Below are 18,154 nucleotides of genomic sequence, written 5' to 3' on the forward strand. Positions count from 1 at the left end.
CCCGGGCCCCGTCCCCGGACTACGCTGCAACTCATCCGATGATCGACCACAAGGAGCCGCGATGCGTGTCGCCCTGTTCCTGACCTGCGTCAACGACACGCTGTATCCGGACACCGGGCGCGCCGTGGTGAAACTGCTGACCAGACTGGGCGTCGACGTCGACTTCCCGATGGCGCAGACCTGCTGCGGCCAGGCGCACTACAACACCGGATACCGTCACGAGGCCGAACCGCTCGCCCGGCACTTCTCCGATGTCTTCGGCGAGTACGAGGCGATCGTGACGCCGTCCGGGTCGTGCGGGGCGATGGTCCGGGAGCTGTATCCGCGGATGGGCGAGCGGGCCCGGGCCGAGGGGCGCGGGGACACCCTCGCGGCCACGCTGGCGCCGGTGGTGCCGAAGACGTACGAGCTCACCGAGTTCCTCGTGGACGTGCTGGGCGTGACGGACGTCGGGGCGTACTACCCGCACAAGGTGACGTACCACCCGACCTGTCACGGACTGCGGGGACTCGGGCTCGGCGACCGGCCGCGGCGGCTGCTCCAGGCCGTGAAGGGGCTGGAGCTGGCCGAGCTGCCGGGGGCCGACGAGTGCTGCGGGTTCGGCGGCACCTTCGCCGTGAAGAACGCCGACGTCTCGGCGGCCATGGGCGCCGACAAGGTGCGCAACGCCGAGTCGACGGGCGCCGAGGTGCTGTGCGCGGCCGACAACTCCTGCCTGATGCACATCGGAGGGACGATGACCCGGCTGCGGACCGGCATGCGGCCGGTGCACATCGCGGAGATCCTGGCGAGCACGGAGGAGGAACCGGCCGTATGAGCGGGACGTTCGTCGGGATGCCGGCGTTTCCGGATGCCGCGCGGGAGGCCGTGGGCAACAAGACCCTGCGCGGCAACCTGCGGCACGCCACGCACACCATCCGCGCCAAGCGGGCCAAGGCCGTCACGGAGGTGTCCGACTGGGCCGAGCTGCGCGAGGCGGGCAAGCGGATCAAGGACCACACGCTGCGTCACCTCGACCGCTACCTCGAGCAGTTGGAGGAGGCGGTGACGGCGTCCGGCGGCATCGTCCACTGGGCCGCCGACGCGGCCGAGGCCAACGAGATCGTCACCCAGCTCGTGAAGATGACGGGCGAGTCGGAGGTCGTCAAGGTCAAGTCGATGGCCACGCAGGAGATCGGGCTCAACGAGGCGCTGGAGGCCGAGGGCATCCGCGCCTACGAGACCGATCTCGCCGAGCTGATCGTGCAGTTGGGCAAGGACCGCCCCTCGCACATTCTCGTCCCGGCCATCCACCGCAACCGCGGCGAGATCCGCGACATCTTCTCCCGGGAGATGAGCGAGTGGGGCCGCCCGGCACCCGAGGGGCTCACGGACACGCCCGCCGAACTCGCCGAGGCGGCCCGGCTGCACCTGCGGGAGAAGTTCCTGCGCGCCAAGGTCGGCATCTCCGGCGCCAACTTCATGGTCGCCGAGACGGGCACGCTGGTGGTGGTGGAGTCGGAGGGCAACGGCCGGATGTGCCTGACGCTGCCCGAGACGCTGATCTCGGTCGTCGGCATCGAGAAGATCGTGCCGACGTGGCGGGACCTGGAGGTGTTCCTCCAGACCCTCCCCCGCTCCTCGACGGCGGAGCGCATGAACCCGTACACGTCGACGTGGACCGGGACGACCGACGGGGACGGGCCGAGCACCTTCCACCTGGTGCTGTTGGACAACGGCCGCACCGACACCCTGGCCGACGAGGTGGGCCGGCAGGCGCTGCGCTGCATCCGCTGCTCGGCGTGCCTCAACGTGTGCCCGGTGTACGAACGGGCCGGGGGCCATGCCTACGGCTCGGTGTACCCGGGGCCGATCGGCGCGATCCTCAGTCCCCAACTGCGGGGCACGGGCAGTGAGATCGACGCCTCGCTGCCGTACGCGTCCTCGCTGTGCGGCGCGTGCTACGAGGTGTGCCCGGTCGCCATCGACATCCCCGAGGTGCTGGTGCATCTGCGGGAACGGGTCGTGGAGGGCGGGGAGGTCACCCGCGAGGGCAACAGGGTGGTGCTGCGGCCGGCGAAGGGGCATGCCGCCGAGCGGGCGGCGATGCGCGCGGCCCGCTGGGCCTTCACGCACCCGGGCGCGCTGCGCACCGGCCAGCGCGCCGCCTCCCGGACCCGGCGCTTCCATCCCCGGACGCTGCCCGGGCCCGGGCGGGCCTGGAGCGGGACCCGGGATCTGCCGCCGGTGCCCGCCGAGCCGTTCCGGGACTGGTGGCAGCGGACTCGTGGTGGGAAGGACGGGGACAGGTGAACAGCAGGGAGCGGATTCTCGGGCGGGTGCGGCGCGCCCTGGCGGACGTGCCACGCGATGACGTGCCGTACGAACAGGCCGTCGCCCGCGACTATCTGCGGGAGCACGGGGACCGGAGCGTCTCGGAGACGGTGGAGCTGCTCGCCGAGAACCTGGCGGACTACCGGGCGATCGTGCACCGCACGGACACCGAGGGGCTGGCCGGGCTGATCGCGGGGCTGCTGGAGAAGCGGGGGTCGGCTTCGGTGCTCGTGCCGTCCGGGCTGGACGAGGGGTGGCTCTCGCAGACCGGTGTGACGCGGGTGGCGGACCGGGCGGACAGCACGCCGCACGAACTCGACCGGGTGGACAGCGTGGTAACGGCCTGTGCGGTCGCGATCGCGGAGACCGGGACGATCGTGCTGGACGGCTCACCCGACCAGGGGCGGCGCCGGATCACTCTCGTCCCCGACCACCACGTCTGTGTGGTGCGCGTCCCCGGCCAGGTCGTGTCGTCCGTGCCGCAGGGTCTGGAACGCCTCGACCCGGCACGTCCGTTGACGTGGATCTCCGGGCCGTCGGCGACCAGTGACATCGAGCTGGACCGGGTCGAGGGGGTGCACGGGCCGCGCACGCTGGAGGTGATCCTGGTGGGGGACGCCTGACTCAGGGCAGGATCGAGTCGACGTAGCCGCCGTCGACGCGCAGGGCGCCGCCCGTGGTCGCCGAGGCCTGGTCGGAAGCGAGGTAGACGACCATGTTGGCGATCTCCTCCGGCTCGATCAGCCGCTGGAGGAGGGACTGCGGCCGGTGCTGCCGCATGAAGGCGCGCTGGGCCTCGTCCCAGGGCAGGTCGCGGTCGACGAGCTGGTAGACGAAGTCCTCGACACCGCCGGTGTGGGTCGGGCCGGCGATGACGGAGTTCACCGTGACGCCGGTGCCGGCCGCCTGCTTGGCGAAGCCCCGGCTCACCGCCAGCAGGGCGGTCTTCGACATGCCGTAGTGGATCATCTCGGCGGGGATGACGACCGCCGAGTCGCTGGCGATGTACTGGACGCGCCCCCAGCCTCGCTCGGTCATGCCGGGCAGGACGAGGCGGGTGAGGCGCACGGCGGACAGGACGTTCACCTCGAAGTAGCGCCGCCACTCCTCGTCGCTGATCTCCAGCGGGTCGGCGGACTCGAAGACGCCGAGGTTGTTGACGAGGATGTCCACCTGGCCCAGCGCGTCCAGCGCCTGCCGGGCGCCCTCGTCGGTGGTGACGTCGGCGGCCACGGGCACCAGGTCGGCGCCGGGGGCCTCGCCCTGCATCCGGTCCACGGCCTCCTGCACCCGCTGGGGCGAGCGGCCGTTGACGCCCACCCTGGCCCCTGCCCGGCCCAGGCCCGCGGCGATCGCGGCGCCGATGCCCTGCGTGGAACCGGTCACCAGAGCGGTGCGGCCCTTCAGATCGATCTGCATGCCTCAACCCTTTCCGTGCTGGAGTGATCGAGTACCCGCGGCCGGTGCCCGGGCATCCCCCCAAGTCATACCGAAGGAGGTGCGCCGGGAGGCCGGTACGCGCCGGGGGCTCGGGTGCGCGAGCGACGGCGCCGGAGCACCTGGGGGCGCACTGGAGCTGTATCTACTACTCAGGGTTACGGAACCTGCGCGCTGGGTAGCGACGTCCGCATCGGCGTCCCTTCTGTCTGTGTCCTGGCGCGCCGGCCTCTCACCGATCACGCGGAGACCCCTCATGCTGCACGCGCGAAGGCGGCCCGTACCGCCCTTACGCCGGTCACGTCGCACCCGGCTGACCGTCCCTCTCCTCCTCGGCACCCTCCTCACCACCGCGTCGCTCACCGGGGCCGCTCCCCCGGCGGAACGCGCCGCGAGACTCTGCCCCGACGAGGGGCACTCCGCGCCGGCCGACTGGGCACTCACGTCCACGGATCCGGCCAACGACCACCACGCCTATGTGGCCAACGGCTACCTCGGGCAGAGCCTGCCGCCCGCCGGGTCCGGCTACTCCGTGTCGGAGCGGGACACCGGCTGGCCCCTCAAGACGCCCCGCTACGACGGGGCGTTCGTGTCGGGCCTCTACGCGCACAACAAACAGACCGCCGACGACCGGCATGTCATCGCCGCCCTCCCCACGTGGTCGGGGCTGACCGTCACCGTCGGGGACGAGACCTTCGGCCCCTCGACGCCCGCCGGCCGGATCTCCGGCTACCGGCAGACCGTCTTCCTGCGCTGCGGCCTGGTGCGCACGTCCCTGACGTGGACCACCGGCGAGGGCCGGGCCACCGACTTGGTCTACGACGTCGTCGCCGACCGCAAGTACCGTCACGTCGGGGCCGTACGGCTCCGCGTGACCCCGCGGTGGGGCGGCAGCGCGAGCGTCACCGACGTGCTCGACGGCCGTGGGGCGCGGCGGGTCTCCGCCACCGCCGACGGGCCTGGCGGGTCGGTGGAGGACCGGATCGCCGTGGCGTTCCGCACCGACGGCACCGGTGTCGGCGGGGCGGTCGTGTCGACGCTGCGCCCGGACGAGGGTGTGCCGGTGCGCGGCTGGACCCGGGGCGGCGAGGGACTGACCGCGCGCCAGTCGGCGACGGTGCCCGTGCGGGCCGGGCGCAGTTACGCGTTCACCAAGTTCGTCGGCGTCGACACCGAGCTGACCTCCGCCGAGCCCGCGCGGCACGCCGCCGACGAGTCGCTGCGGGCCGCGGACCGTGGCTGGGAGCGGCTGTTCGGGCGGCACGCCGCCGAGTGGGACCAGTTGTGGAGCGGTGACATCGAGGTGGGCGGGCAGCCGGAGTTGCAACGCTGGCTGCGCTCCAGCCTCTACGGGCTGCTGGCCAACACGCGGGCCGGTTCGCCCGACAGCATCGCGCCGGCCGGTCTGACCAGTGACGACTACGCGGGCCTGAAGTTCTGGGACGCGGAGACGTGGATGTTCCCGGGCCTGCTGGCCTTCCGGCCCGAACTCGCCCGGCCGGTCCTGGAGTACCGCCACCGGACCATGCCGGCCGCCCGGCGCAACGCCGCCGCGCTCGGCCGTCGCGGTCTGTTCTTCCCCTGGACGAGCGCCGACCGGGGCGATCTGACCTCCGAGTGCCACAGCGTGGAGCCGGATCACTGCCGCACCCAGATCCACCTCCAGTCCGACATCGCCCTCGCTGCCTGGCAGTTCTACCAGCAGACCGGTGACGAGGAGTGGCTGCGACAGCGGGGCTGGCCGCTGCTCAAGGGCATCGCCGAGTTCTGGGAGAGCCGGGTGACCCGCAACGGCGACGGCAGCTACTCGATCAGGAACGTCTCCGGGCCCGACGAGTACAGCAACTACAAGAACGACGCGGTCTTCACGAACGCCGGCGCCGCGACCACGCTGCACAACGCCGCCAAGGCGGCCGGCGTCCTCGACGAGCGGGCCCCGGCCGCCTGGACGGCTGTCGCCGACGGGCTGCGCATCCCGTACGACAAGGAGACCAAGGTCTTCCGGCAGTACGACGGCTACGACGGGGCGCCCATCAAGCAGGCGGACACCGTGCTGCTGATGTATCCGCTGGAGTGGCCCATGCCGGACGAGGCGGCGGCCAGCACGCTCGATTACTACGCCGCACGCTCCGATCCGGACGGCCCTGCCATGACGGACTCCGTGCACGCGGTGGACGCGGCGGCGATCGGCAAGCCCGGCTGTGTCACGCACACTTATCTGATGCGGTCGATCCGGCCGTTCGTACGGGGGCCGTTCGCGCTGTTCTCCGAGGCGCGCGGGGAGCGTGCGGCCGGGGCCGGCGACCCGCACGCGGGGTTCCCCGCCGAGGACTTCCTGACCGGGAAGGGCGGCTTCGTGCAGGTCTTCACGCACGGGCTGACCGGGCTGCGCACCCGCGCGGGCAAGGTGCGTCTGGACCCGGTGCTCCCGCCGCAGCTGTCGCAGGGTGTCACGCTCAAGGGGCTGCGGGCGCACGGCAGGACGTACGAGGTTGCCATCGGCGCCGAGGAGACGACGGTGCGGCTGGTCCAGGGGGAGCCGTTCGAGCTGGAGACCCCGCAGGGCTCGCAGATCGTCAGCTCCGCGGCGCCGGCGGTCCTCAAGACCCGTCGCCCCGACCGGGTGCCGACGCAGAACGTGGCCCGCTGCCGCCCGGCCGAGGCCACGTCGGAGCAGCCCGGCCTGTACGCGTACGCGGCGGTGGACGGGGACCGGACGACGATCTGGTCGCCCAAGGCGGCCGAAGCACGGCTGACCGTGGACCTCGGGCGCGCGGCGCGGGTCTCGGAGGCGGCGGTGGAGTGGTCGGACGTCCGTCCGGGCTCGCACCGGCTGCTCGCCTCCGCCGACGGCGAGCGCTGGAGCGAGGTGACGCCCGGTGTCACCGCCCGCTTCGTCCGGGCGGAGGTGCGCGCGGCGGACCCGAGCGACAAGGGAAAGCGCCCGGGAATCAAGGAATTGAGGATCACCGAGGGGCGGTAATTCCCAGTAATTCCCGGTAATCCCCTGGGACAACACATGACTGCGAACCCCGGCTTTTCGAGTCGGGGTTCACAGCCATTCCCTTTTCCGGAACAGGCGGAATATTTGTCGGTTCATCACAGGAATACCCCCTTCAGGGGAACCTGGCAGCCCGCTATTTACGGAATTTCCGACCGGCTCCTCAATGGGAAGGACCCCATTCCCCGAAAGGGAGGCCGCACATGAGCAAGTACGACGTCGATGTACTCATCGTCGGAAGTGGCCCGGTCGGCGCCACATTCGCGCGGAAACTCGTGGAAGCGGGACACCACGTCCTGATGATCGACGCCGGTGCGCAACTCTCCGGGAATTACGGAGAGCACCTCAAGAACAGCTTTCTGTACCAGAAGAACGTGGATCTTTTCGCGTCCGTGATCCGCGGTCATCTGCATCCGATGTCCATCGCCTCGGACGACTCCCCCGTGGTCACTCTCGACCCGTCCTCCTTCTCGTACAACCCCGAGGAGTGGCCGGGATTCGTCCTCAACAACCAGAACCCGGAGCAGAAGAAGCGCGACAACCTCGCCGCGTGCGCGTCCACGTACGCCGTCGGCGGCATGGCGACCCACTGGACCTGCGCCGTCCCGGAGTTCCACGCCACGCTGGAGCGCACGTACAACGGCGAGGGCTACCCCATCGACGCTCCCGTGATGGACAAGCTCTACAAGGAGGCCGCCGCGCTCCTGCACAAGTCGGAGACGGTGTTCGCCGCCTCGGCCCGCCATCTCCTCGTCCGGGAGGTGCTGCACCGGGCCCAGTTCACCAACGTGCGGGAACTGCCGCTCGCCGTGCGCCCCCGCCCTGACCAGGCGAAGTCCGACGCCGTGCACTGGAGCGCCGCGGACACCGTCCTGGGCGACCTCGCCAACCCGCGCCACACGCCGACCAGGGGCTCCTTCCGGCTGCTGGCCGAGCACCAGTGCACCAGGCTGGAGTTCTCCGACGCAGGTGGCGGCGACCAGCGCGTGACGGGCGTGAAGGTCCGCAACCTGCGCGACCTCGACGAGAAGGTGACGATCAACGCCGAGGTGTTCGTCGTCGCCTGCAACCCGGTGCTCACCCCGCAGTTGCTGTTCGCCTCGGGCCTGCAGTCCGAGTCGCTCGGCCGGTACATGACCGAGCAGCCGATGGCGTTCTGCCAGACGGTGCTCAAGCAGTCGCTCATCGACGACGTCGTCAGCCTGCTGGGCAAGTACCCCGACGCGCAGCAGCGGGTGAAGGAGTACATCGAGAAGCAGAAGCAGAAGCAGGAGGAGAAGACCCCGGGCGCGGACCCCGTGCCGTTCCCCAAGGGTGAGCTCGAACCCAACCTGTGGATCCCGGCCGTCCCGGGGCAGCCCTGGCACTGTCAGATCCACCGCGACGCCTTCAGCTACGGCGAGGTGCCGCCCAACATCGACAGCCGGCTCATCGTCGACCTGCGGTGGTTCGGGATGTCCCGGCCGCGCCGCAGCAACCGCATCACCTTCAGCAGCCACATCAAGGACACCTTCGGCATGCCCCAGCCGACGTTCCACTTCCAGCTCACCCGGGAGGAACGGGCCGACTGCGGCCGGATGATGGACCACATGATGCGGGTCGCCGCCCAGCTCGGCGGATTCATGCCCGGTTCCGAGCCCCAGTTCCTCACCCCGGGCCTGCCGCTGCACATCGCCGGCACCACGCGGATGGGCAAGGTCCGCAAGACCAGTGTCGTCGACCCCAACTCGCAGGTGTGGGGCGTCAAGAACCTCTTCCTCGGCGGCAACGGCCTGCACCCGTTCGGCAACGCCGCCAACCCGACGCTGACCAGTTGTGCCATGGCACTCCAGTCGGTCGAGCAGATCAAGCGCATCCTGCCCAGCGCCTGAACACGTCACGGAGGGACGACGACCATGACCCAGATCAGGCTGCCCGACACCCACATCGGCATCACCCCGACCGGCTGGACCAACGACGACTTCCCGCTGCTGGGCGACGACCTCACCTTCGAACAGTGCGTCAGCGAGATCGCGTTAGCGGGCTTCGAGGGGTGCAGCATCGGCCACAAGTTCCCGACCGACGTGAACGCGCTGAACGAGGCCCTCGGCCTGCGCGGGCTCAGCGTCACCGAGCCCTGGGTGAGCACCTTCTTCACGGTGCCCGGCATGCACCGGCGGACGATCGCCGCCTTCGAGGAGCGGATGGACTTCCTCGACGCGATCAAGGGGCCGGTGAAGACCAGGAGCATCGGCGTGGCCGAGTTCGGCAACTCCATCCACCTGATGCCCATCAGCCTCAGCGCCTCCAAGCCCGTGTTCACCGAGGACCACTGGAAGGCGCTGGCCGAAGGCCTCGACGAGGCCGGCAAGCTCGCCCGGGAGCGCGACTTCCAGCTGGTCTACCACCCGCACATGGGCACCGGGGTGCAGACCCAGGGCGAGGTGGACACGCTGATGCAGCGCACCAACCCCGAGTACGTCCATCTGCTGCTGGACACCGGCCATCTCTACTGGGCCGGCGGCGACCCGGTGGCGGTGGTCGAGGCGCACGCGAGCCGGATCCGGCACGTACACCTGAAGAACATCCGCAAGGCCGTGCGCGACCGGCCCCAACTGGCCTCGGCCGGCTTCGAGGAGTTCGTCCGGGCCGGGATCTTCACGGTGCCGGGCGACCGGTCCGGCGGGGTTCCCTTCCCGGCCGTCCTCACCGCCCTGGAGTCCAAGCAGTACAAGGGCTGGCTGGTCGTCGAGGCGGAGCAGGACCCGCACGGGCCGCGCCCGCCCCTGTACTACGCCAAGCTGGCCCGTGAGTACCTGAGGGGGCTGGGGCTGTGAGCACGTACGCCACCCCGAAGTTCACCGAGTCGGTCATCGACGCCGACCCCCGTGACGGCTACTTCCTCCAGGCCGTCGACATCGACGGCGACGGACGTCCCGACCTGGTCGCCTCCGGGCTCAGCCAGGGCCAGGTCGTCTGGTACCAGAACCCGTCCTGGACCAAGCGGACCATCGGGGACTTCGGCGGCCACAAGCCGGTCGCCCTGGACGCGGCCGACCTCACCGGCGACGGCCTGCCGGACCTGGTCCTCAGCCACGACTACGGCAACTGCATGTTCGACTGCGGCCCCCAGGACGGCAAGATCTCCTGGCTCCAGAACCCGGGCACGGGCCGTCCCGACGGGCCGTGGCAGCGCCGACACGTCGCCGACCTGGTCTCCACCCACCGGGTGCGGCTCGGCCACTTCACCACCGACCGGCGTCTCCAGCTCGCCGCGTTCCCGGTGGTCGGGCCGCAGGGCGGCGAAGCCGGCGTCCGCTCGCCCGTGCACATCATGGTGTACGACCTGCCCGACGACGTGCTGAGCGCCGAGGGCTGGACGGGCCGGGCCGTGGACACCTCGCACTTCACCGTGGTGCACGGCGTGGTGGCGGCCCGCTTCCCCGGCACCCCGCGACCGGACCGGGAGTCGTTCCTGCTGGCCGGCGGCGAGGGAATCAGCTGGCTGGGCCCCGGCCCCGGAGCGAACGGCCCCTGGCAGCACGTCACCCTCGGTACGGGTGTGCCGCCGCAGAAGTCGCCGGAGCTGGGCCGGTACTTCCAGGGCAGCGGGAACCTCGCGGTCGGGCGGATCGGCGGCCGGTCCTGCGCGGTGATCGTCACACTGGAGCCGTTCCACGGGAACACCGTCGCGGCCTACGTACGGCCCGACAGCACGGCCTCGCCGTTCGCCGAACCGTGGCGGCGCAACGTGCTGAAGGTGTTCGCCCACCCCGAGCCGAAGCTGGACGCAGCCGGGCACCATGTGGTCGTCGCGGACTTCGACAACGACGGGGACGACGAGTTCCTGATCGGCATGCGGGGGCCCGCGCCGGCGCAGGGTGTCTGGTACCTCAAGCTCGACGCGCAGGGGAACACGCTCCTCGAAGAGCAGGTGAGCACCCAGTCCACGGCCAGGATCGCCGTCGCGGACTTCAACGGTGACGGCAGGCTGGACTTCGCCATCACCGCCTACGACACCGTCGGCTACTACCGTGCCAAGGACCCGAAGGTGCGCCTCTACACCAACGCCTTCGCCTGGCCCTCCGCGGTCACCCCGCCGCCGGGCGGCGACGGCTGACCTCGCACGGCCGGTACGGTCCCGTATCGCGGGGTGTCGCCCAGCACACCCCGCGATACGGGTTCTGCACGCGGGGCCCTCGTGACATCATCGGTGAGCAAGCGCTTGGACACCCAGTCCGCCCTGACCGCTGCCGCCGAGCTGGAGGCCCCGTTGTTCACATCCGTCGACGACGTCTCCGCGCGTCTGGCCGAGACCGGCTATCTCGCCTCGCCCGCCGTCGCCACGACCGTCTTCCTCGCCGACCGCCTCGGCAAGCCGCTGCTGGTGGAGGGCCCGGCGGGCGTCGGCAAGACGGAGCTCGCCAAGGCCGTGGCCGAGGTGGCGGGGGCGCGCCTGGTGCGTCTGCAGTGCTACGAGGGGGTCGACGAGTCCCGCGCGCTGTACGAGTGGAACCACGCCAAGCAGCTCCTGCGCATCAGCGCCGGCCGCGACGAGACGTGGGACGAGACGCGCACGGACATCTTCAGCGAGGAGTTCCTGCTCACGCGGCCGCTGCTGACCGCCATCCGGGGTGACGACCCGAAGGTGCTGCTGATCGACGAGACCGACAAGGCGGACGTCGAGGTGGAGGGCCTGCTCCTGGAGGTGCTCAGCGACTTCCAGGTGACCGTGCCGGAGCTGGGCACCATCACCGCGACGCGCCGCCCCTTCGTCGTCCTCACGTCCAACGCGAGCCGGGAGCTGTCCGAGGCGCTGCGCCGCCGCTGTCTCTTCCTCCACATCGGCTTCCCCGAGGAGGAGTTGGAGCGCCGCATCGTACGGCTGAAGGTGCCGGGGCTCGACGAGGCGCTGGCCCGCTCGGTCGTCCGGGTCGTGGGCGCGCTGCGGGCGATGGACCTGCGCAAGGTGCCGTCGGTCGCCGAGACCATCGACTGGGCGCGCACGCTGCTCGCCCTCGGCGCGGACACCCTGGACGAGACGGTGGTGCGGGCCACGCTCGGTGTGCTCCTCAAGCACCAGGACGACGTGCTCAAGGCGAGCGCCAAGCTCGACCTGGACGCCCTGTGACCGTGCCGGCGGGCGTCGCGGAGCGACTGACCTCCCTGGTCGGGGCGCTGCGCGCGCACGGCCTGCGGATCGGCACCGGCGAGACGGTCGACGCGGCGCGGGCGGTCGAGGCGCTCGGCCTCGCGGACCGGGAGCTGCTGCGGGAAGGGCTCGCGGCGACTCTGCTGCACGGCACCGGTGGGCGGCAGGTGTTCGACCCGGTCTTCGACCTGTACTTCCCGCGCGGTGTCGGCGGCCCGCAGGAGAAGGCCGCGGGCCGGGACGATCTGCGCGACCGGCTGGCGGCCGCACTCGCCGCCGACGACCGGGCGCTGCTGTCCCGGCTGGCGGTCGAGGCCGTCGACGGTTTCGGCGGGTACGGTTCCGCGCCGGAGTCGGACGGCTGGTCGTCGTACCAGACGCTGGAACGGCTGCGTCCGCAGACGCTGCTCGCCCGGGTCCGCGACGACGTGCGCGGCCGGGGCGGGAGCGAGGGGTTCACGGACCGGCTGCTGGAGGACGAGATCCGGCGGCGCATCGAGAGCTTCCGCGCGCTGGTGGCGGCGGAGGCGCGGCGCCGGGTCGCCGAGCGGCGCGGCCGGGACGAGATCGCCCGGCGGGCGGTGGCCCCGACCGCCGACCAGGTCGAGTTCCTGTTCGCCGGAAGGGCGCGGCTGGCCGAGCTGCGCCGGACGGTTCAGCCGCTCGCCCGCAAGCTCGCGACCCGGCTCGCGGCCCGCCGCCGCCGTGCCTCCCGGGGCGCGATCGACCTGCGGCGGACTCTGCGCGGTTCGCTGTCGACGGGCGGTGTGCCGGTGAAGCCGGTGCTGCGCAGGCGGCGTCCCGTCCGCCCCGAACTGGTGCTGCTGTGCGATGTGTCGGGGTCGGTGTCGGGCTTCTCCGACTTCACGATGCTGCTGGTGCAGGCGCTGCACGACCAGTTCAGCAAGGTGCGGGTGTTCGCCTTCGTCAACCGGATCGACGAGGTGACCGGACTCCTGCGACACGGCACCGCGGACCCGGAGGGGCTCAGCGCCCGTATCCAGGCGGAGGCCACGCTCACGGGCTGGCACGGCAGCAGCGACTACGGCATGGCACTGGGCGAGTTCGCGGAGCGCTACGGCGACGCGGTCGGCCCGCGCACGACCGTGTTCGTCCTCGGTGACGCCCGCACGAACATGAGCGACCCGAACCTGCCGGCCGTACGGCAGATCGCCGAACGGGCCCGCCGCGTCTACTGGCTGAACCCCGAGCAGCGCTCGCGCTGGGGCACGGGCGATTCCGCCGCGCCGGCCTACGCCGAGCTGGTCGAGATGCACGAGTGCCGCACCGTCCGGCAGTTGAGCACCCTGGTGGGACGGCTGCTGCCGGTGTGATCAGGCGGCCCCGTACGAAGCACGGTGCGGCTAGTCCTTCTTGGCGTACTCCTTGGCCATGCTGCCCGCGAAGTCGTAGACCACGCACTGCTCGTCGCCGACGACCCAGGCGTCGTGGCCGGGCGGGCAGACGAACACGTCGCCGGGTCCCACTTCGCCTTCCGCTCCGTCGTTCATGCGGATGCGCATACGGCCCGATACGACGTAGCCGTTGTGGTGGATCTGGCAGCTGTCGGTCCCGGCGATCGGAGCCACGGACTCGGACCAGCGCCAGCCCGGTTCGAACGTGGCCACGGCGAAGTCCAGACCCGTCATGTGGACGGCTTCCAGATGGCCTCGGGGGTAGTCGCGCCGCTCGTCCGGCTTGTCGATCGTCTTCACCTCAAGCATGACGCTCCTCCTCCGTGAAGGCTGTGCTTCCATCGTCCGCCCGTGGAGCGGGCCGCGCCATTCAGCGGGTGCCGGTGCCGCAGAGCCGGGCGAAGCGCTCGGCGTCGATGTTGCCGCCGGAGAGGATGACGCCGACACGGCGCGGGAGAGGGCCCGCGCGGCCGATGAGCAGGGCGGCCAGCGGGGTGGCGCCGCTCGGCTCGATGACGATCTTCAGGCGTTCGAAGGCGAACCGCATCGCGTCCCGGATCTCGTCGTCGGTGACCAGGACGACGTCGTCGACGAGCCGCCGGTTGACGGAGAAAGTCAGCTCCCCGGGGGTGTGCAGGGCCTGGCCGTCGGCGATGGTGTGCGGCACCGGGATGCTGATGCGCCGGCCCGCCTCCAGCGAGCGCTTGGTGTCGTCCCCGGCCTCCGGTTCGACGCCGATCATGCGGATGTCCGGGTGCAGGCCCTTGGCCACCGTGGCACTGCCGGCCATCAGCCCTCCGCCGCCGACCGGTGTCAGTATCGCCCCCAATTCCCCCACTTCTTCGAGGAGTTCCAGTGCGGCCGTGCCCTGTCCGGCCATGATGTGCGGATGCTCGTACGGCGGGATGACGGCGAGACCCCGCTCGGCGGCCAGGGCCTCGGCGATGGCGACGCGGTCGCCGGTGTAGCGGTCGTAGGTGACGATCTCGGCGCCGTAGCCGGCGGTGGCCGCCCGCTTCGACGGCGGGGCGTCCTCCGGCATGACGATCACGGCGGTGGTGCCGAGCTCGCGGGCGGCCAGGGCGACGGCCTGGGCGTGGTTGCCGGAGGAGTAGGCGGCGATGCCCCGGGACAGCTGGTCGGGGCTGAGGCGGGAGGCGGCGTTGTAGGCGCCGCGGAACTTGAAGGCGCCGACGCGCTGGAAGTTCTCGCACTTGAGGTGGATCTCGGCGCCGGCGAGTGCGTCGAGGGTGCGGGAGCGCAGGACGGGCGTGCGGTGGGCGACGCCCCGGAGCCGGGCGGCGGCGTCCCGCACGTCGTCGAGGGTGACCGGTGGGGTGGTGGTCGTCACGCGGATCCTCCAGCGGATGTGCCGGACGCCGCACCGCGGGCGGCCCGGGCCTGGGAGAGGTAGTTGTAGGCGGAGGCGCGGGAGATGCCGAGCCGGGCGGCGACCTGCTCGACCGCGCCGCGCACGGCGAAGACTCCGCGCGTGTCGAGCCCGCCGAACAGCTCAAGGCGCTCGGCGCGGTCGAGCTCCGCCCAGCTGCCCCGCTGTTTCGACTGGTGAGCGTCGACGAGGGCATCGACGACGGAGTCGATGTCGTTGCCGAAGGTGGTGGTCGGCAGCTCCGCGGGGGCCGCGCCGACCCCGGCGAGGGCGCCGAGCAGGTCGTGGACCTGGCTGACGGCGCTGATGTCCACGTTGACGCAGAGCGCGCCGAAGACGGCTCCCGTGGAGTCCCGCAGGACCATCGTGGAGGACTTCACCAGCGTCCCGCCGCGGGTGCGGGTGACGTAGTTCAGTTCGTCGGCCGCCTCGTCCCCGTGGGACAGGACGCGCATGCCGATCTCGCTCATCGCGCCGCCCACCGTCCGCCCGGTCACGGATCCGGCCACGGCGACGACCGACTTCTCCGGGTTCCGGTAGTCGTGCAGCACCACTTCGCAGAGCGGTCCGAAGGTCGCGGCGATCCCGTCGACGACAGGTTTCAGCGCGTCGAGGATCGCGTCCCGTTCCGCGGTCAGGGTCTCTCGCATGAATCTAGACTACAGATCCAACCACTGGACCACCAGTCCAGACATTCCCCAACAATCGGCAATGGTTTTCACATGACTTCGGCCAGAAGCCGCTCTTGACATTCATTTCCACCTAGCGTGGCGCCTGCCGAACACCCCGGCACCCCCTCTGCACATCCGTCCTGGAGGAGCCATGCCCCTGTCCACGTCCCGCCGCCTGGCGCTGCTGACCAGCGCGTCACTGGCCCTTCTCGCGGGCTGCGGCAGCTCGTCGGACTCCGCCGACGCCAAGAGCGCCTCGGCCAAAGTGCCCGTGGTCGCCTCCACGAACGTCTACGGCGACATCGTCCGCAGCGTCGGCGCCGACAAGGTCGACGTCACGTCGGTCATCAGCGACCCCGACCAGGACCCCCACTCCTACGAGGCCGACACCCAGAACCAGCTGGCCCTGTCCAAGGCGAAGGTCGTCGTCGAGAACGGCGGCGGCTACGACGACTTCGTCGACCGCATGCTCAAGAGCGGCCACAACGACTCCGCCCAGGTGATCAACGCCGTGCGGGTGTCCGGCAGGACCGCGCCGAAGGGCGGCGAGCTGAACGAGCACGTCTGGTACGACTTCCCCACCGTCGCCCGCGTCGCCGACCGCATATCCGCGGCCCTCGCCAAGGCCGACCCCGCCGACGCGGCCGCCTTCGCGAAGAACGCCACCGCTTTCAAGGCGAAACTCGCCCCGCTGGAGGCCAAGGAAGCGCAGATCAAGAAGGAGCACGGCGGCGAGGGCGTGGCCATCACCGAGCCCGTGCCGCTGTACATGACCGAGGCCAGCGGGCTGGTCGACAAGACGCCGGCGGCGTTCAGCGAGGCGATCGAGGAAGGCGACGACGTCTCCCCGCGGGTCCTCCAGGAGAGCCTGGCGCTGTTCAGTGGCGGGAAGGTCGAGGTGCTCGTCTACAACGAGCAGACCTCCGGCCCGCAGACCGAGAAGTCCGAGGCCGCGGCCAAGGCGGCCGGCATCCCCGTCGTGCCCGTGACCGAGACCCTGCCGACGGGCAAGGACTACCTCGGCTGGATGACCGGCAACGTAGACGCGCTCGCGAGCGCGCTGGCCAAGTGACCCCCGTGTCCGGGCAGGACGGCACCCCCGTCGTCAGTCTGCGCGGTGCGGCCCTGTCCTACGGCGACCGCACGGTGTGGAGCGGCCTCGACCTCGACGTACGGCCCGGGGAGTTCCTGGCCGTGCTGGGGCCGAACGGAGCGGGCAAGACCAGTTTCGTGCGGGCGCTGCTGGGCCGTCGGCCGCTGTCCGCCGGAACGCTGACCGTCCTCGGCCGGCCCGCTCGCGACGCCGCCCGGCACATCGGCTACGTCCCGCAGCAGGCGGCGCTGTCCGCGCAGGCCATGCTGCGCGCCCGGGACCTCGTACGGTTCGGCATCGACGGGCACCGCTTCGGGCCGCGCCTGCGCACCGGTCCGGTCCGCCGCCGGGTGGACGAGATCCTGGAGTCGGTGGGGGCCGCGGCCTACGCCGACGTCCCGCTCGGGATGCTGTCCGGCGGCGAACGGCAACGCGTGCGCATCGGCCAGGCCCTGGCGACCGACCCGCGCATCCTGCTGTGCGACGAGCCGCTGCTGTCGCTCGACCTGCACCACCAGCGGGCCGTCACCGGGCTGATCGACGCCCGGCGCCGCGCCCACGGCACGGCGGTGGTCTTCGTGACGCACGAGATCAACCCGGTGCTGGGCATGGTCGACCGGGTGCTGTACCTGGCCCCCGGCGGCCACCGCGTCGGCACGCCGGACGAGGTGCTGACCTCCGAGTCGCTGTCCCGGCTCTACGGCACGCAGGTCGACGTGGTGCGCGTGCGGGGGCGGGTCGTCGTCGCCGGGGTCCCCGACGAGCCGGCCGCGCCGCCGCACCACGCCGGGCCGGTTCACGACACGGACGGAGTGCGCGCATGACGCTCGCCGACGGGGTCTGGCAGCAGATCTTCGACTTCACGGACTACGGCGAACTCCTGGGCCTGGTCCGCAACTCGCTCATCGCGGGCGTGGCACTGGGGCTCGTGGGCGGGCTGGCCGGCGTCTTCGTCCTGATGCGGGACCTGCCGTTCGCGGTGCACGGCATCAGCGAGCTGTCCTTCGCGGGAGCGTCGGCCGCGCTGCTGCTGGGCGCGAACATCGTGGCCGGCTCGATCGCCGGTTCGCTCCTCGCGGCCGGGGCCATCGGGGTGCTGGGGACACGGGCCCGGGACCGCAACTCGGTGATCGGCATCATCATGCCGTTCGGGCTGGGGCTCGGGGTGCTCTTCCTCGCCCTCTACAAGGGCCGGGCGGCCAACAAGTTCGGGCTGCTCACCGGTCAGATCGTCGCCGTGGACACCCCGCAGATGTCGTGGCTGCTCGGCACGTCCGTGCTGGTGCTGATCGCCCTGGCGGTCATGTGGCGGCCGCTCACCTTCGCCAGCACCGACCCGGACGTCGCGGAGGCACGCGGGGTGCCGGTGCGCACGCTGTCCTTCGCTTTCATGCTGGTACTCGGCCTCGCGGTCGCCCTGTCGGTGCAGGTCGTCGGGGCGCTGCTGGTGCTCACGCTGGTCGTCACCCCGGCCGCGGCCGCCGCCCGGGTCACCGCGTCACCGGTGCTGCTGCCCGTGCTGAGCGTGCTGTTCGCCGTCGCCTCGATCGAGGGCGGCATCCTGCTCGCACTGGGCAGCAGCATTCCCATCAGCCCCTACGTCACGACGATCTCGTTCGGCATCTACGCGGGGTGCCGGGTGGCCGGGACGTACCGGACGCGGCGGTGGGGATCGCGGGGGACGCCGGTGGGAGCGACGTGAC

At 71.4% G+C, this 18,154-nt stretch carries 16 protein-coding genes; 12 read left to right on the top strand and 4 right to left on the bottom strand.

What is annotated here, in order from left to right:
* Nucleotides 1–61: 61 nt before the first annotated feature.
* Genes ACZ3I3_RS15485 through ACZ3I3_RS15495 form a run of 3 tightly spaced genes read left to right on the top strand, consistent with a single transcriptional unit; the run spans nt 62 to nt 2,936 of the window.
* Nucleotides 62–817: a (Fe-S)-binding protein gene (locus ACZ3I3_RS15485; RefSeq protein WP_193507635.1), complete on the top strand. Its 756-nt coding sequence runs from the start codon at nt 62–64 to the stop codon at nt 815–817.
* Entirely contained in the window at nt 814–2,292 is a 1,479-nt protein-coding gene (locus tag ACZ3I3_RS15490) for a LutB/LldF family L-lactate oxidation iron-sulfur protein (protein ID WP_467365300.1), read from the top strand. The genes ACZ3I3_RS15485 and ACZ3I3_RS15490 overlap by 4 nt, the downstream gene beginning before the upstream one ends.
* Entirely contained in the window at nt 2,289–2,936 is a 648-nt protein-coding gene (locus ACZ3I3_RS15495; RefSeq protein WP_467365302.1) for a LutC/YkgG family protein, read from the top strand. The genes ACZ3I3_RS15490 and ACZ3I3_RS15495 overlap by 4 nt, the downstream gene beginning before the upstream one ends.
* 1 nt (nt 2,937) lies before the next feature.
* Here ACZ3I3_RS15495 and ACZ3I3_RS15500 read toward each other — a convergent pair whose 3' ends face one another.
* Nucleotides 2,938–3,732: an SDR family NAD(P)-dependent oxidoreductase gene (locus tag ACZ3I3_RS15500; protein WP_467365304.1), complete on the bottom strand. Its 795-nt coding sequence runs from the start codon at nt 3,730–3,732 to the stop codon at nt 2,938–2,940.
* A gap of 274 nt (nt 3,733–4,006) precedes the next feature.
* Here ACZ3I3_RS15500 and ACZ3I3_RS15505 point away from each other — a divergent pair, with 274 nt between their 5' ends.
* From ACZ3I3_RS15505 to ACZ3I3_RS15530, 6 genes are all read left to right on the top strand, one after another.
* A complete protein-coding gene (locus ACZ3I3_RS15505; protein WP_467365306.1) occupies nt 4,007–6,733 on the top strand; it encodes a glycosyl hydrolase family 65 domain-containing protein in 2,727 nt (908 codons plus the stop codon).
* A 221-nt stretch (nt 6,734–6,954) separates the two neighbouring features.
* Nucleotides 6,955–8,622 (top strand): GMC oxidoreductase, encoded by a 1,668-nt coding sequence (locus tag ACZ3I3_RS15510; RefSeq protein WP_467365307.1) that lies wholly within the window; start codon nt 6,955–6,957, stop codon nt 8,620–8,622.
* A gap of 24 nt (nt 8,623–8,646) precedes the next feature.
* Nucleotides 8,647–9,567: a myo-inosose-2 dehydratase gene (gene iolE / locus ACZ3I3_RS15515; protein ID WP_467365309.1), complete on the top strand. Its 921-nt coding sequence runs from the start codon at nt 8,647–8,649 to the stop codon at nt 9,565–9,567.
* Entirely contained in the window at nt 9,564–10,850 is a 1,287-nt protein-coding gene (locus ACZ3I3_RS15520; protein WP_467365311.1) for an FG-GAP repeat domain-containing protein, read from the top strand. Before iolE ends, ACZ3I3_RS15520 begins: the two co-directional genes overlap by 4 nt.
* 153 nt (nt 10,851–11,003) lie before the next feature.
* Nucleotides 11,004–11,861: an AAA family ATPase gene (locus tag ACZ3I3_RS15525; RefSeq protein ID WP_467365511.1), complete on the top strand. Its 858-nt coding sequence runs from the start codon at nt 11,004–11,006 to the stop codon at nt 11,859–11,861.
* Entirely contained in the window at nt 11,858–13,216 is a 1,359-nt protein-coding gene (locus ACZ3I3_RS15530; protein WP_467365313.1) for a vWA domain-containing protein, read from the top strand. The genes ACZ3I3_RS15525 and ACZ3I3_RS15530 overlap by 4 nt, the downstream gene beginning before the upstream one ends.
* Before the next feature lie 30 nt (nt 13,217–13,246).
* Here the strand turns inward: ACZ3I3_RS15530 and ACZ3I3_RS15535 are convergent, their stop codons facing one another.
* From ACZ3I3_RS15535 to ACZ3I3_RS15545, 3 genes are all read right to left on the bottom strand, one after another.
* Nucleotides 13,247–13,606, bottom strand: a complete 360-nt coding sequence (locus ACZ3I3_RS15535; protein WP_356925741.1) for a cupin domain-containing protein — start codon at nt 13,604–13,606, stop codon at nt 13,247–13,249.
* A gap of 61 nt (nt 13,607–13,667) precedes the next feature.
* Nucleotides 13,668–14,648 (bottom strand): pyridoxal-phosphate dependent enzyme, encoded by a 981-nt coding sequence (locus tag ACZ3I3_RS15540; protein ID WP_467365316.1) that lies wholly within the window; start codon nt 14,646–14,648, stop codon nt 13,668–13,670.
* Entirely contained in the window at nt 14,645–15,337 is a 693-nt protein-coding gene (locus ACZ3I3_RS15545; protein WP_467365318.1) for a helix-turn-helix transcriptional regulator, read from the bottom strand. Before ACZ3I3_RS15545 ends, ACZ3I3_RS15540 begins: the two co-directional genes overlap by 4 nt.
* A 172-nt stretch (nt 15,338–15,509) precedes the next feature.
* Here ACZ3I3_RS15545 and ACZ3I3_RS15550 point away from each other — a divergent pair, with 172 nt between their 5' ends.
* From ACZ3I3_RS15550 to ACZ3I3_RS15560, 3 genes are read left to right on the top strand one after another with little or no spacing between them, the layout of a single operon-like run.
* Entirely contained in the window at nt 15,510–16,430 is a 921-nt protein-coding gene (locus tag ACZ3I3_RS15550; protein WP_467365320.1) for a metal ABC transporter solute-binding protein, Zn/Mn family, read from the top strand.
* Complete coding sequence (locus ACZ3I3_RS15555) at nt 16,427–17,275, top strand: metal ABC transporter ATP-binding protein (RefSeq protein WP_467365322.1); 849 nt, start codon at nt 16,427–16,429, stop codon at nt 17,273–17,275. Before ACZ3I3_RS15550 ends, ACZ3I3_RS15555 begins: the two co-directional genes overlap by 4 nt.
* Entirely contained in the window at nt 17,272–18,153 is an 882-nt protein-coding gene (locus ACZ3I3_RS15560) for a metal ABC transporter permease (RefSeq protein WP_467365324.1), read from the top strand. The genes ACZ3I3_RS15555 and ACZ3I3_RS15560 overlap by 4 nt, the downstream gene beginning before the upstream one ends.
* The last annotated feature ends 1 nt before the right edge of the window (nt 18,154 follow it).

The organism is Streptomyces sp. NPDC016851, assembly GCF_055562795.1.